This is a genomic window from Microcoleus sp. S13_C5 (assembly GCF_036700845.1).
Classification (GTDB): Bacteria; Cyanobacteriota; Cyanobacteriia; order Cyanobacteriales; family Microcoleaceae; genus Microcoleus.
Genome location: NZ_JAUBPR010000016.1, coordinates 75,192 through 89,400, shown reverse-complemented (window position 1 = coordinate 89,400; position 14,209 = coordinate 75,192). Strand labels below are relative to the sequence as shown.

The 14,209-nt window shown below is 47.3% G+C and carries 10 protein-coding genes; 2 read left to right on the top strand and 8 right to left on the bottom strand.

The window, feature by feature from the left end; all coding sequences use genetic code 11:
• Window positions 1-149: 149 nt before the first annotated feature.
• From ruvC to QUA04_RS07165, 5 genes are all read right to left on the bottom strand, one after another.
• On the bottom strand, window positions 150-683 hold the full coding sequence (ruvC, locus tag QUA04_RS07185; RefSeq protein ID WP_333255202.1) for a crossover junction endodeoxyribonuclease RuvC: 534 nt from the start codon (window positions 681-683) through the stop codon (window positions 150-152).
• 94 nt (window positions 684-777) lie between these two features.
• A complete protein-coding gene (bchI, locus tag QUA04_RS07180; protein WP_333255198.1) occupies window positions 778-1,893 on the bottom strand; it encodes a magnesium chelatase ATPase subunit I in 1,116 nt (371 codons plus the stop codon).
• A 126-nt stretch (window positions 1,894-2,019) separates the two neighbouring features.
• Window positions 2,020-2,325, bottom strand: coding sequence for a DUF4926 domain-containing protein (locus tag QUA04_RS07175; protein ID WP_333255196.1), 306 nt, complete (start codon window positions 2,323-2,325; stop codon window positions 2,020-2,022).
• A gap of 8 nt (window positions 2,326-2,333) precedes the next feature.
• Window positions 2,334-2,675 (bottom strand): DUF6883 domain-containing protein, encoded by a 342-nt coding sequence (locus tag QUA04_RS07170; protein ID WP_333255194.1) that lies wholly within the window; start codon window positions 2,673-2,675, stop codon window positions 2,334-2,336.
• A 116-nt stretch (window positions 2,676-2,791) separates the two neighbouring features.
• Window positions 2,792-5,317, bottom strand: a complete 2,526-nt coding sequence (locus QUA04_RS07165) for an EAL domain-containing protein (RefSeq protein ID WP_333255192.1) — start codon at window positions 5,315-5,317, stop codon at window positions 2,792-2,794.
• Window positions 5,318-5,619: 302 nt separating this feature from the next.
• Between QUA04_RS07165 and dapB the strand changes: the two genes are divergently transcribed.
• Window positions 5,620-6,447: a 4-hydroxy-tetrahydrodipicolinate reductase gene (dapB, locus tag QUA04_RS07160; protein ID WP_333216661.1), complete on the top strand. Its 828-nt coding sequence runs from the start codon at window positions 5,620-5,622 to the stop codon at window positions 6,445-6,447.
• A 197-nt stretch (window positions 6,448-6,644) separates the two neighbouring features.
• Window positions 6,645-7,355, top strand: a complete 711-nt coding sequence (locus QUA04_RS07155) for a phosphate ABC transporter permease (protein ID WP_333255190.1) — start codon at window positions 6,645-6,647, stop codon at window positions 7,353-7,355.
• A gap of 94 nt (window positions 7,356-7,449) precedes the next feature.
• Here the strand turns inward: QUA04_RS07155 and QUA04_RS07150 are convergent, their stop codons facing one another.
• The 3 genes from QUA04_RS07150 to QUA04_RS07140 form a co-directional block, all read right to left on the bottom strand.
• Window positions 7,450-10,590, bottom strand: a complete 3,141-nt coding sequence (locus tag QUA04_RS07150; protein WP_333255188.1) for an efflux RND transporter permease subunit — start codon at window positions 10,588-10,590, stop codon at window positions 7,450-7,452.
• 61 nt (window positions 10,591-10,651) lie between these two features.
• Window positions 10,652-10,927, bottom strand: coding sequence for a hypothetical protein (locus tag QUA04_RS07145; RefSeq protein ID WP_333255186.1), 276 nt, complete (start codon window positions 10,925-10,927; stop codon window positions 10,652-10,654).
• Window positions 10,928-10,962: 35 nt separating this feature from the next.
• Complete coding sequence (locus tag QUA04_RS07140) at window positions 10,963-14,100, bottom strand: efflux RND transporter permease subunit (RefSeq protein WP_333255184.1); 3,138 nt, start codon at window positions 14,098-14,100, stop codon at window positions 10,963-10,965.
• Between the last annotated feature and the right edge of the window lie 109 nt (window positions 14,101-14,209).

Below are 14,209 nucleotides of genomic sequence, written 5' to 3'. Positions count from 1 at the left end.
GGTCGAGGGACTACTGCTCGAAGAGCGCCCCATTTAATTAGAGCTGTATAACATTTTGAACTTCTATATTTTTCACTACGTTTAAGTTAGTTATATTATACCTCATCTTTCTAATAAATGCTATAATTTGCCGATGATTTGATATTGCATCAAATTTTTCCTGTTTCCAACTGTATTTTCTTCGGACAAATGTCATCATCGTACCAACCAGTCAAAGCCACGGCCAAAGCATCCGCCGCATCGTCGGGTTTCGGAATATAACCCAACTCTAACTCCCGCGCCACGGCATCTTGCACTTCAGATTTATCGGCATTACCGCGGCCCGTCAAAGCTTGCTTAATTTGAGCCGGCGTAAACTCGAATAACGGCACTCCACACTGCGCCAATACTAGCGTCAAAACGCCCCGCGCTTGCGCTACAAGTATCGTATTTCCCATCTTGTAAAAGAACAGTTTCTCGGCAATTGCTATATCGGGTTTAATCTGTTCAATTACCTCGTGCAAATCGTCGTAAATTGTTTTCAAGCGCTGTCCCATTTCCTGTTTTGGCGTTGTTTGTATGACGCCGCAATCAATCAGGGAAACGCTGTTTTTATCTTGTTTTCCGGGGACAATTTGACAGGAAATTGCCCCGTAGCCGAGATTTGCCAAGCCCGGATCTAATCCTAAAATTCGTTTTTCCATTGCCAGAATTAGTAATTGGGAATGGGAATTAGGTATGAAAATTTGGGAAGGTTTCATCACCACCAATTACCCATTACCAATTACCAATTACCAATTACCCCTCAGTTGTTTCTAGGCCGAATACCCGATCGAACACTTTAGTCACTTTATACCCCGAATCTATTGATTCTAGCGGGTCTTTCCGTAACCGGTGCCGCAAACACAGAGTCATCACCCGGCGAATATCGTCCACAGTCACCTCTGTGCGGCATTCCAAAGCCGTGAAAGCTTTCGCAGCCCGATTCGTCACCAAATCGCCCCGCAGCCCGTCTACGTCTAATTCAGCGCAAACTTGGGAGATTTTTACCCGCAACTCTCGATCGATAGTTACCGATTTCAATCTTTCCTGGGCTTCCACCAACTTCTGCTGCATATCATCTTGTTCGTGCTGATATTTCGCGAGAAACTCCGCTGGATTTTGGTCAAAACTCGATCGCTGTTCGACAATTTCCACTCTTAAATTCGGGTCTTTTACAGTCCGAATTTCTGCGTGCATCCCAAATCTATCGAGCAACTGCGGCCGCAATTCTCCTTCTTCTGGATTCCCGGAACCGATTAAAATAAACTTAGCCGGGTGGCGGATCGAAATGCCTTCTCTTTCAACAGTATTCCAACCGCTGGCGGCAGAGTCGAGCAAAACATCGACTAAATGATCGTCGAGCAAATTGACTTCATCAACGTACAGAATGCCACGGTTAGCTTTAGCTAAAAGCCCCGGTTCAAAAGCTTTAACACCTTCCGACAAAGCTTTCTCGATGTCGATCGTACCGCAAACTCGGTCTTCGGTAGCGCCCAAAGGTAAATCTACCATTTGAACTTTCTTGCGGGCGATTTTAATCTCAGTTTGAGATAAAGTGCGATCGCGCACCTCATCGCTCATCAAATCTGGATCGCTGGGATGACTGTTAAAAGGATCGTCAGCCACCACCTCAATTTCCGGCAGCAAATCAGTGAGGGCGCGGATTGTGGTAGATTTACCAGTACCTCGATCGCCCATAATCATCACCCCGCCAATTTTGGGATCGATGACATTCAACAGCAGCGCCAGTTTCATCTCCTCCTGGCCAACAATTGCAGTGAAGGGAAAAACAGCGCGGCGGGCTGGGGTAGCGGTAACGGTTGGTAGAGCGCCCGCATTTAGGGTATTGCTGACTTCGGCAGTAGGACTCACAGGATAACTCAAAATATAATAATTGCTTGTTTATTGTGACATATAGGTGGACAACAGTCGATCTGCAGCCTTGAAATCCAAGTACAGAGTTTGTCTGATTCCTCTCAAAACCCCGCCAAAAACAGACTATTTCTGAGACACAGAACGCGCAAACTCTAAAATTTGTTGCTGACGTTCATCAGACAAACGTTCAACCATCGCAGCTAATAGCTCAGATACAGACAACCAACGCCTTTCTTTCGACTTCCAAACAACTAAAAACTGCTCGGTAGACAGAGTACACAAAGCTATCGTTTCGCCAGAGCAATCGCTAAACTCTACCTCGTAATTTCCATCATCATAACAATCTACAATTGCCCCTCTAACACCCTGGTGCAAATTAGATTCAGGCAATGTTACTAACAATTCGACTATATCAAATAATTCTGGCACGATCGTGCTTACCTCCGAACGAATAGTGTTACCAGTCTCGCCCCATTACTACCCGGTTCTACGATCCAACCTGTACGGACAATCCCCTGCTGTCCCTGTGCGCCCAGAATTTCCAAGTCTACAGTATAGCGCTGTCCGTGTTTGTCATTTAGTCCTAAAACTGCTTCAGCATCAAGAGTTTTAGCTGAAATCTGTGCTAATAGCAATTCATAGTTGTCTTGGCTAAATCCTAAACGACGCTGAAATATGACAGCTTTATCGCTACCGACTGGATTATCTAAATTAAGAGCATACTCTGTTAATTTTCGAGGATCGATAACGAGATGGCTGACAAGTTCTTTCAGCTTCATGTTTGTTTACATAACACTAATTTTAGCATCCAACAGATTAAAGAGCTGTTTTGGGAACCCGATCGACTTTCAATTTTAGCTCTAACGTACAATAACTAATAACTAATAACCCACAACTACCACTCCGGCTCGGAAGCCATCAAAGCAGTCGCAGCCTCGCTCGGTAAGGGCTTAGCAAAAAAATAACCCTGACCGTATTCGCAGCCGATCGACCTCAACCTAGCTAATTGTGCCGCCGTCTCCACTCCCTCAGCAATCACATCCATACCCAAAGCATGAGCCAGCGCCACAATCGTCCGCACGATCGCCACATTCTCTCCCTCGCTTTCGATCTCCATTCGCCCCACAAACGACTTATCAACCTTCAAAGTATCCGTAGGAAACCGACTCAAATAACTCAACGACGAATAACCCGTGCCAAAATCATCAATTCCCAAATTCACATTTAACGCTTTCATCTGCTTCAAAACCGCGATCGCCGACTCCACATCCTCCATCACCACACTCTCCGTAATCTCCAACTTCAAACTTTCGGCACTCAAACCCGTTGTTTCCAAAATCACCTTCAGACGATCGACCAAATCCGGCTGAGCAAACTGCTTCCCAGATAAATTTACACTCATAATCAAAGGTTGCTCGAAACCAAACATTTCCTCCCACAGCCGCAACTGCCGGCAAGCCTCCTCCAGCACCCACTCACCCAGCGGCACAATTGCCCCCGTTTCCTCAGCCACCGGAATAAACTTCATCGGCGGAATCAAACCCCGCAGCGGGTGTTGCCAGCGTACCAAAGCCTCAAACCCAATAATCTTCCCGCTTGCCAAAGATACAAACGGCTGGTAGTGCAGCAAAAACTCCTGACGCTTGAGGGCCATCCGCAAATCAGTTTCCAACTGCAACCTCTCCACCGCCAAAGCGTGCATCGAAGCATTAAACACCTGATACCTTCCCGTTCCCAAAGCCTTCGCCCGGTACATCGCCGTGTGGGCGTCCCGCAGCAAGTGTTCCGGCTGTTCCCTGACAGTAGCAGCGGGTTCGCCCCCCAGGGCAATCCCGATGCTCGCAGTGACAAACACCTCCTGCCCCTTCAACTCAAAAGGTACAATTAAAGCTTGGTGAATTCGATCTGCCAAATCCACGGCACTGTCAACATCAATATTCCTCACCAAAATCGCAAAATCGTCGCCCCCCACCCGCGCCACAGTATCCCCAGAGCCAATAATCGCCCTCAACCGCAGCACCACCGCCATCAGCAGTTCATCCCCCACCAAATGACCCAAAGAATCATTAATCACCTTAAACCTGTCTAAATCCAGAAACAGCACCGCAAACATATAGCTGCGGCGGCCCCTAGTATTGGCGATCGCCCGCCCCAGGCAATCCACGAACAAATCCCGGTTGGGCAAACCCGTCAGAGAATCGTGAAAAGCATCGTAAAGCTTCCTGTAAGCGCTGACACCCACACCAGTCACCAACAAACCCAAAGTCGGGGACACTAACGGTACCCACCCACCCCCAGTAAAAATCCCATAACTAATCCCCAACAGCCCCATCAATCCCGCACCCCCAGCCAATCCCGCCCTCACAGGATGCTGAATCCGCCAAGCCAAAACCCCGCCAACCATGGCCCAAGCACCGTTCCACAAAATTTCCGCCCATTCCGGCCACACCCAAAACAGCGATCGTCCATCCAAAACCGCACTCAATATTTGGCTGAGCATTTGCGCGTGCAGCAACACCCCCGGCATTTTCGGACTTTGCTTTTTAACCGGGCTGTAAGGCGTCAAAAACAAATCTCTGGTACTCGGTGCCGTCGTCCCGATCAACACAATCTTGTCCTTAACCCAGCTTGGGTCAATTTCTCCCTTCAATACCTGCCTGATACTGACTTGTCGCGCCACCTCCTTACCAGAACGGTATTTGAGCAGAATTTGGTAGCCTGTGGCGTCGAGATTTGCATAGCCCCCGCTGTTAGCAGTCAAAGGCAGAAATTCTGCCTTTCCCCAGTTGATTTGGTGGGGATGAACACGGCTATTTTCCGGCTGCACTCTGTCTTTGAAATACAGCAAAGCCACTTGCACAGAAAAAGAGAAAGCAGTATTCTTCTGTGCTTTGTTGGAGACTGAAAGCAAATTGCGGCGCACAACGCCATCAGGATCGAGCACGAAGTCGTTAAAACCAAGCCGATCGGGGGGTATCCCCGGGGGCGCAGGCACTCCCTGACTTTCTGAATCGCTCAATTTATAGATCGCCACCACATTCGGTGCTTTCAGCTTGGCCAGCAATTCTTGGTGTCCCGGCCCTTGAGGCAAATCCCGGTACAAATCCAAACCGATGACTTTTGGCTGATACTTTTGCAGTTTTGTCAAGGTTTGAGCGATCGCGCCGTCGGAAATCGGAAATCTCCCCAAAGCTTGAATATCGGCCTCAGAAATTCCCACTACCAGCAGTCGCGGATCGGGGCCCGAATCTGGCTGCAAGCGCACTAACGAGTCAAAACTCCCCAATTCCAAGCCTTGCAGGCCTCCCAACTGCCGAACTCCCATATTCAGCAGCGTTACAGTCGCGCCCGCAAGCATTGCAGGCAAAATCCTGACCCGTCGGTTTTGATAACTCAGGTTGAGGCCAGTTGCGACAGACATGACATATCGAAGATTTCGAGAGAATTTGGCAGTCACAGAAAAAATATGTCGGTGCAAATTAGCTTTGCACAAGTCTGTTCTTACAGAATTGAGCTTAATATGAGATTGAATGTAATTTTTTCAGACCTTGTGCCGCAACCGAGTTTCTTTAAGCTAATTACTCGATTTGGCCAAGTATTTCTCGAATGGGAACCGGGTTTTTGAAGATTTGCCGAAAAATCCTGTCTTTCATTCCTTGTTTCCCCAAATTCGCACAAGCGTTAAAATTTAGTCGATCGAACTTTCAGGATATTTTTGAGATTATGGCGAATCAACTTCCGATTCCGGTGATTGTTAACGGTGCCGCAGGCAAAATGGGCCGCGAAGTAATTAAGGCGATCGCTCATGCTAGTGACATGACCTTATTTGGGGCTGTAGACCGCTCTCCTGAGTGCCTCAACGCCGATGCCGGGGAATTAGCCGGATGCGGCCCGTTAGAAGTTCCCATCACTGACGACTTGCAAGGAATGCTGGTATTAGCAGCTCAGGAAAAGCAGTTAGGGGTGATGGTAGATTTTACGCACCCGAAGTCGGTTTATGAAAACGTGCGATCGGCGATAGCTTACGGCATTCGCCCGGTAGTCGGCACTACTGGCTTGAGCAGCGAGCAAATTCAAAAATTAGCTGAATTTGCTGAGAAAGCCAGCATCGGCTGTTTGATCGTACCCAATTTCTCGATCGGCATGGTTTTGCTCCAACAAGCCGCCGTCACGGCATCTCAGTATTTTGAACACGTAGAAATTATCGAGCTGCACCACAATCAAAAAGCCGACGCCCCCAGCGGTACGGCAATTCAAACTGCCCAAATGCTAGCAGAAATGGGAAAAACTTTCAATCCGCCAGAAGTTGAGGAAACCGAAAAATTAGCCGGAGCGCGAGGTTCAGTGGCAGATGAAGGGATTCGCATTCACAGCATCCGTTTACCCGGTTTAATTGCCCACCAAGAGGTAATTTTTGGTGGCGCCGGTCAAGTTTATACTTTACGACACGATACTAGCGATCGCGCTTGTTATATGCCAGGAGTTTTGCTGTCTATACGCAAAGTCCTGGAATTGCGATCGCTTGTTTACGGCCTGGAAAAAATCTTGTAGTCATTAATCATTAGTCATTAGTCATTAGTCATTAGTCATTAGTAATGTGGAATTAATCTAACTTCTAATTTTTGACTTCTAACTTCTGATTTTTGACTTCAACATCAATCCGTTAAATCTGTTAAATCCCTTAATATAATCCGCTTCCGAACAGACAGCCGTTGCATCCGTTACACTCATCCGTTGCCGAACTTCCTATGCTAATTCCCTTAACCCGCGAAACCTTTCAAGAACTAATTCCCGCCGTCGCCACGGGAGCGCAATACAAATATATCTGGGGGAAACCGCCCGATTTTTTGAGGCGAATGTTAATCTCTGCAGTCAGCGTAGTTTTCCTACTTGTAGTTTATAACTTCGCCGGTTCCGATGTCGGACCGCTAGTTTTAATCACCGGATTAATAGCTGGTTTGTACTGGCTGTGGGGGCCTATTTTGTGGGCGAGTTTGCGGAATGCAGAATGCCGTAAATATCAATACTGCGGTTTTTGGCAAGGGCGAGTTTTGGATGTTTACATCACAGATGAAGTCACAAGTCAAGAAGAAACTGTCAATCAAAAAGGACAACTCGTAATAGTTGACAACCTAGAACCACGCATCAACTTAGAAGTTGGCGACAAAACCGGATTTACTACTACACTTCGAGCTCCATTACGGAAAGATCACCAAGGAATTGTCCCGGGCCAAGCTGCTTTAATGTTAATTATGTCAAATCAAGAAGATTTGGGCAGAATTGCCAAAGTTTCAGATATTTATATTCCCAGCCGCGACGTGTGGGTGAGCGACTATCCTTATTTACGCAGGGATTTGTTTGTCGAGATGAGCCAGCAAATTAAAAAAGGCAGGAAAAAAGACCGCGATCGCACTAATCAAAGCAGAGAGGTAAAAAGGCGATCGCCCGCTGATTATTAATTAATAAAACAGAGTTCCTAATCCACGTTCAAGATTCTATTCTGCGGTTGAAACCGCCCAGTCTAATAAAGAAGTTTTCAACGCGTATTTGGTATTAATTTCTGCTCGAAGGGCGAGTTTTCGGACGCCAGAAAAATTCAGACAGCTTCATTTTTGGTTGACCTAGCCGTTTTCGCCACGCTTCCATATAAGTATAAAATACCGGAGTAAGATACAGCGTTAAAACTTGCGAAAATAGCAATCCACCGACGATCGCAATTCCCAACGGACGGCGCGATTCCGAACCGCTACCAACTCCCAGGGCGATCGGCAAAGTTCCAATTAAAGCCGCCATCGTCGTCATCATAATCGGACGGAAGCGGACGATGCAGGCTTCGTAAATAGCATCAAACGCGCTTCTGCCTTCTTGGCGCTGTTTCTCGATCGCAAAATCTACCAGCATAATACCGTTTTTCTTGACAATTCCCACCAGCAGAATAATCCCGATAAACGAATAGAGATTGAGTTCAACCTGAAAGATTACCAGCGTTAACAGTGCACCAAATCCCGCTGACGGCAAACCTGACAAAATTGTCAGCGGGTGAATGAAATCCTCGTACAAAATGCCGAGAATTAAATAAATCACCACAATAGAAACCAGCAACAACCAACCTAAATCGTTAAAAGATTGGTTGAATACCTGTGCTGCACCTTGGAAACTTGTTGTCACTGACGGCGGCAAAACATCCTTTGCAACTTTCTCGATAGCTGCGGTTGCTTGACTCAGTGATGTGCCGGGAAGAGTGTCAAAGGAAATTGTAGCAGAGGGCAATCCAGTTAGGTGATTGACGGTTAGCGGGCCGACTGTTTGGGTGACATTTGCGATCGCACTTAGCGATATCATTTGTCCGGTGTTCGATCGCACGTAAAGCATCGACAAAGCACTCGGATCGCGCTGATACTCAGGCTTGAGCTCTAACACCACCGTAAATTGATTGTTCGGGGTATAAATCGTCGAAACCTGTCCTGAAGCGTAAGCTGCGCTGAGGGTTTTTTGCACTTGTTGAGCACTAACGCCGACGGCTGCGGCTTTGTCGCGATCGACTTTAACTTGAAGCTGAGGCGTGCTCAGTTGCAAATCGCTATCCACACCGCGCAATCCCGGTAGCGTTTTGATTTTAGCTAACAATTCCGGCACCGCTTGACGCAGCGCTTGCAAGTCTAAACTTTGCACCGTAAACTGATATTGTGAATTTGTTTGTTGACCGCCGATCGGAATCGCAGCAGGAGAGCGTAAAAAAGCTTGAATCCCCGGAATACCGCGCAATTTAGGAGTCAGTTGTTGGATGATTTCGTCGGCACTGAGGCGGCGCTGCGATCGGGGTTTGAGCCTAATGGTAATGCGTCCGTTGTTCGCAGAGGCGTTCGGGCCGCTCGCACCTACGGTTGAGTTCAACGCTGCGATGTTGGGATTTTTCCGAATAATATCAACAACTTGTTGTTGGTGAAGCAGCATATCTTCAAAGGAGATATCTTGCGCTCCTTTTGTGTTAGCCATCAGTTGTCCGGTGTCTTCAGTCGGAATAAAGCCTTTTGGAACCAGAACGAACAAATAAGCCGTCAATACCAGCAGAATTACAGAACCAATTAGCGTCATAAAACGGTATTTCAAAACAGGTTTTAGCGTCCATTCATATCCTTGCAGCAACAGCTCGAATCCCCGCTCTGAAAGGTGGTAGAAGCGGTTTTGTTGGTGTTGGTGGGACGATTTGAGAAATCGACTGCACAACATCGGCGTGAGGCTCAGAGAAACAAATCCTGACACCAAAATTGCCACAGAAATTGTCACAGCAAATTCGTGGAATAACCGACCGATTAACCCGCCCATAAACATGATAGGAATAAATACGGCGACCAATGAAAGCGTCATTGAAATAATGGTAAAACCAATTTCTTTCGACCCTTTTAATGCTGCTTCTAGCGGTGCTTCTCCCATTTCTTGGTGGCGAACAATATTTTCGAGAACCACGATCGCATCATCCACCACAAACCCTACTGAAAGCGTCAGCGCCATCAGAGACAGGTTATCTAACGAGTATCCCAACTGATACATCACCGCAAACGTACCGATAATCGCCACAGGCAAAGCTAAACTCGGAATTAGCGTCGCTGTGAGGTTCCGCAAAAATAGAAAAATTACTAAGACAACCAGACACACCGACAAAACTAAGGAGAACTTCACATCGTCTACAGAAGCCCGAATAGATTGAGAGCGATCGTACATAATTCCCATTTCGATCGATTGGGGAATTTGTTGTTTGAGTGCGGGTAACATTTGCACGATCGAATCGACGATTTCGACAGTATTTCCATCGGGTTGAGGCTGCACTGCCAGCAAGATTGCAGGTTGATTTGTAACATTTTTATCGCTGTACAAATTCAAGACTTTGTTATTCTGCACGTCGTCTATCACGTTTCCTAAATCTTGCAGCCTCACTGCTGCGCCATTTTTGTAAGCAACGATCAGCGATCGATATTCGGCTGCATTATTTAATTGACCGTTTACCTGAATTAAATAGCTTTTGCGATCGCCAGACAGGCTTCCGGTTGGCAAGTTTACATTTCCTTGCGTAACTGCGGTTCTAACTTGATCTAATCCGATTCCCCTGGAGGTCAATTCTCGCGGATCGAGTTGAATTCTCACTGCATATTGTTTCTGCCCGTAAACCTGCACTTGTGCCACACCGTCGATCGCTGAGATGGGTTGTGCGATCGTCACTTCTGCGGCTTCATCCACTTCTGCAATGGGCAGGGTTTTGGAGTACAAATAAAGGTATAGAACCGGCGCAACTGAAGGGTTAACTTTGCGGTAGGTAGGCGGTTTGGGCATTCCCGATGGCAATGAACCGGCGGCGGCGGCGATCGCAGCTTGTACATCTTTAGCAGCAGAATTCACACTGCGGCTGAAGTCGAATTGTAGGGAAATGTTCGCGCTACCGGTGGAACTGGTGGAGTTAAACGAATTGAGGCCAGCTATTTCAGTGAACTGTCTTTCTAGCGGCGCGGCGACTGAGGATGACATTGTTTCGGGGGTTGCACCGGGTAAGCTAGCAGAGACACTTACGAAGGGATATTCAACGTGCGGCAAGGCGCTAATTGGTAGCAGAAAATAACTCATTAAACCGAAGATTAGGATGCCGATTGTGACCAGTGCGGTCATCACGGGGCGGCGGATAAAAATTTCTGAAAGGTTCATAAAACTTGGTTGGTAGTGAGATGTCGAACCATGAGGACACGGCAGTGCCGTGTCCCTACAATTAATCGCGGTAGGGAAACGGCATTGCCGTGTCCTCCTCGCGAGGATAATCGATTATTTTGGGGTAGGGAAACGGCATTGTCGTGTCCAGAGTTACGATTATTTTGGGGTAGGGAAACGGCATTGCCGTGTCCTCCTCGCGAGGATAATCGATTATTTTGGGGTAGGGAAACGGCATTGCCGTGTCCAGAGTTACGATTATTTTGGGGTAGGGAAAGGGCATTGCCGTGTCCTCCTCGCGAGGATAATCGATTATTTTGGGGTAGGGAAACGGCATTGTCGTATCCTCTTAAAACGGTTATTTTACCATCCTCATTTAAATGAAAAAACTTGCCGAAAATTCACCTCATTGAGCTTTTTCCGCCACGATTCCATGTATATGTAAAATACGGGCGTGAGATACAGTGTCAAAACTTGTGAAAACAAAAGTCCGCCGACAACGGCAATTCCTAACGGGCGGCGAGATTCCGAACCCGCACCAACTCCTAGGGCGATCGGCAATGTTCCCATTAGTGCCGCCATTGTGGTCATCATAATCGGCCGAAAGCGCACTAAGCAGGCTTGATAGATTGCTTCTGCTGGTTTTTTGCCGTCGTCGCGCTGGGCTTCGATCGCAAAATCCACCATCATAATGCCGTTTTTCTTAACAATCCCTACCAGCAAGATGATGCCGATGAATGAATAAACGTTGAGCTCAACGCCAAACAACATCAGCGTTAATAACGCGCCAAATCCCGCCGAAGGCAATCCCGACAGAATTGTAATCGGATGGATGAAATCTTCATACAAAATACCGAGAATTAAATAGATTACCAAAATTGCCACGGCCAACAGAAACCCTAAACTCGGCAGCGAACTTTGAAATACTTGGCTCGCGCCCTTATAATTCGTAGAAATGCTGTCAGGAATTACCGATTTCACGATTTTGTCGATCGCACTATTTGCCGTTCCCAGCGCCACCCCAGGAACGAGGTTGTAGGAAATTGTCGCAGCATTCATCCGCCCGACATGGTTGACAATTAACGGTGCAGTTCCCGGAGTAATTTTGGCAAACGTTGCTAGCGGTACTTGTGTTTGACCGCCCGAAGCATCAGTTGAATTACTGCCCGCTGTAGCGATGTAAAGCTGCATCAAAGCATTGGGATCTTTTTGATACTTTGGTTCTAGTTCCAAAATAACTTGATACTCGTTGCTAGCACCGTAAATCGTGGAAACTTGGTAAGCGCCGTAAGCATTTCTCAGAGTGTTTTCAATTTGACTGGCAGTAATTCCTAATGCTGAGGCTTTGTCGCGATCGATATCAATTTTGATTTGAGAAGTCATCTGCAAATCGCTGTTAACATCCTGAATTGCTGGCATTGCTTTCATTTTGTCAACCAGTTGCGGGACGTATTGCCGCAGCGGTAGAACGTCAGAACTTTGCAGCGCGAGTTGATACAATCCAGTGCTTTGTTGAGTGCCCAGCGGAATTGCCGGAGGATTTTGCAAGAAGACTTGAATGCCGGGAATCTCTGCTAGTTGCGATCGCAAATTCTGCACAATTTCATCGGCTCCCATCTGCCGCTGCGAGATCGGTTTCAGCCGAATAAACAAGCTTCCCGAATTTCCGGCAACTGCCGCCCCGCCACCATTTGCACTCGCTCCTGCCCCGATATTCGAGTTAACTGCTTCCACATTTGGATCTTGGCGAATCGCGCTGACAACGGCTTGCTGGTGGCGAACTAATTCATCAAAAGAGGCATCTTGTGCAGCTTGAGTAATGCCCGTGATTTGTCCGGTGTCTTGGCTGGGAATAAAGCCTTTGGGAACCGCGATAAATAGTCCAACTGTGACAAACACCATTGCGAATGACAAAATCATCGTGGTGCGGTGATATTTTAAAGCTTTCTTGAGGCTCCAATCGTACAAACTTAAAAAGCGATCGAATACATACTCTGAAGCTCGATAAAGCCGGCTTTGATTGGCGTGATTTACCGGACGCAAAAAACGGCTGCACAACATCGGTGTCAGGCTCAAAGATACAAAGCCTGAAACCAAAATTGAAACTGCAATCGTCACTGCAAATTCATGAAACAAGCGCCCCAACAACTCGCTCATAAATAACATCGGAATAAACACCGCTACCAAGGAAAGCGTCATCGATAAAATCGTAAAGCCGATTTCCCTAGACCCGTTTAGCGCCGCTTCTCGCGGGCTTTCTCCTTCTTCTATGTGGCGGACGATGTTTTCGAGCATGACGATCGCATCATCGACCACAAAGCCGACGGATAGCGTCAGTGCCATCATCGACAAGTTATCTAGCGAGTAGTTGAATAAGTGCATCACCCCAAAGGTTGCGATCAGCGAAACCGGCAGCGCTAAACTGGGAATGACTGTTGCAGACAGATTGCGTAAAAATAAGAAGATTACTAAGATAACTAGGGCGATCGTCAAAACGAGGGTAAACCGAACGTCGTCAACGGAATCGCGAATCGATTGAGACGCATCGTACATCACCCCAAGTTCGATCGAACTCGGAATCTGAGTTTTTAAGTTGGGCAGTAATTTTTGAATCGTCTCTACAACTTCTACAGTATTTGTGCCAGGCTGTCTTTGAATCGTGAGGATAATTGCGCGATCGTTGTTATACCAACTAGCAAGTTGAGTATTTTCTACGCTGTCAACCACTCGCCCTAATTGTTCGAGATAAATAGGCTGTCCATTTTTATACGTCACGATTAAACGACGGAATGCTGCTGCATCCTGAAGCTGTCCGTTGGTTTGCACCGTAAAGTTTTTATGGCTACCGGAAAGGCTTCCTGTGGGTAAGTTGACGTTCCCTTGTTCGATCGCAGTTTGCACTTGAGCGATGCCAATTTGCCGCGTTGCTAACTGTTGCGGATCGAGTTGAATTCTAGCAGCATATTTTTGAGAACCGTAAATCTGTACTTGCGCCACACCGGCGATTGTCGAAAGCTTTTGCGCTAGATAGGTTTGTGCGTATTTATCAACCTCAGAAAGCGGAAGCGTTGGTGAAGTGAGATAAAGGTAAAGAATCGGCCCGTCGGCGGGATTGACTTTGCTGTAGGTAGGCGGATTTGGCAAATCGTTGGGCATTTGGCCCGAGGCCGAGGAAATAGCCGATTCCACATCTTGCGCCGCATCGTCAATACTGTGGCTGAGATTGAACTGAAGCGTAATTTGAGTTTTGCCGCTGGTACTCGTTGAGGTTAGCGTATCGAGTCCAGCAATGCTGGAAAATTGCTTTTCTAGCGGGCGCGCCACCGATGCCGCCATCGTTTCCGGGCTAGCGCCGGGCCGGGAAGCGCTGACTTGAATCGTGGGATAATCGACGTTTGGCAAATCGCTAATCGGCAGTAAGCGATAACTCATCCAACCAAAAATCAGAATTGCCGCCATCACCAAGGTGGTCATAATTGGACGGCGAATAAACGGTTCTGAGAGATTCATTAGTTATAAACCTTTCTCTGGTAAATGAGGTACTCTTGGGGATGGGGCATGGGGCATGGGGCATTGGGCATTGACTGGTTCCCAGGCTCCAGCCTGGGAATCCATATCC

Coding starts and splice junctions, on each gene's coding strand:
- dapB (WP_333216661.1), top strand. CDS start 5,620: ATGGCGAATCAACTTCCGATTCCGGTGATTGTTAACGGTGCCGCAGGC.
- QUA04_RS07145 (WP_333255186.1), bottom strand. CDS start 10,927: ATGCCGTTTCCCTACCCCAAAATAATCGATTATCCTCGCGAGGAGGAC.
- QUA04_RS07150 (WP_333255188.1), bottom strand. CDS start 10,590: ATGAACCTTTCAGAAATTTTTATCCGCCGCCCCGTGATGACCGCACTG.
- QUA04_RS07155 (WP_333255190.1), top strand. CDS start 6,645: ATGCTAATTCCCTTAACCCGCGAAACCTTTCAAGAACTAATTCCCGCC.
- QUA04_RS07140 (WP_333255184.1), bottom strand. CDS start 14,100: ATGAATCTCTCAGAACCGTTTATTCGCCGTCCAATTATGACCACCTTG.
- QUA04_RS07165 (WP_333255192.1), bottom strand. CDS start 5,317: ATGTCTGTCGCAACTGGCCTCAACCTGAGTTATCAAAACCGACGGGTC.
- ruvC (WP_333255202.1), bottom strand. CDS start 683: ATGGAAAAACGAATTTTAGGATTAGATCCGGGCTTGGCAAATCTCGGC.
- QUA04_RS07170 (WP_333255194.1), bottom strand. CDS start 2,675: ATGAAGCTGAAAGAACTTGTCAGCCATCTCGTTATCGATCCTCGAAAA.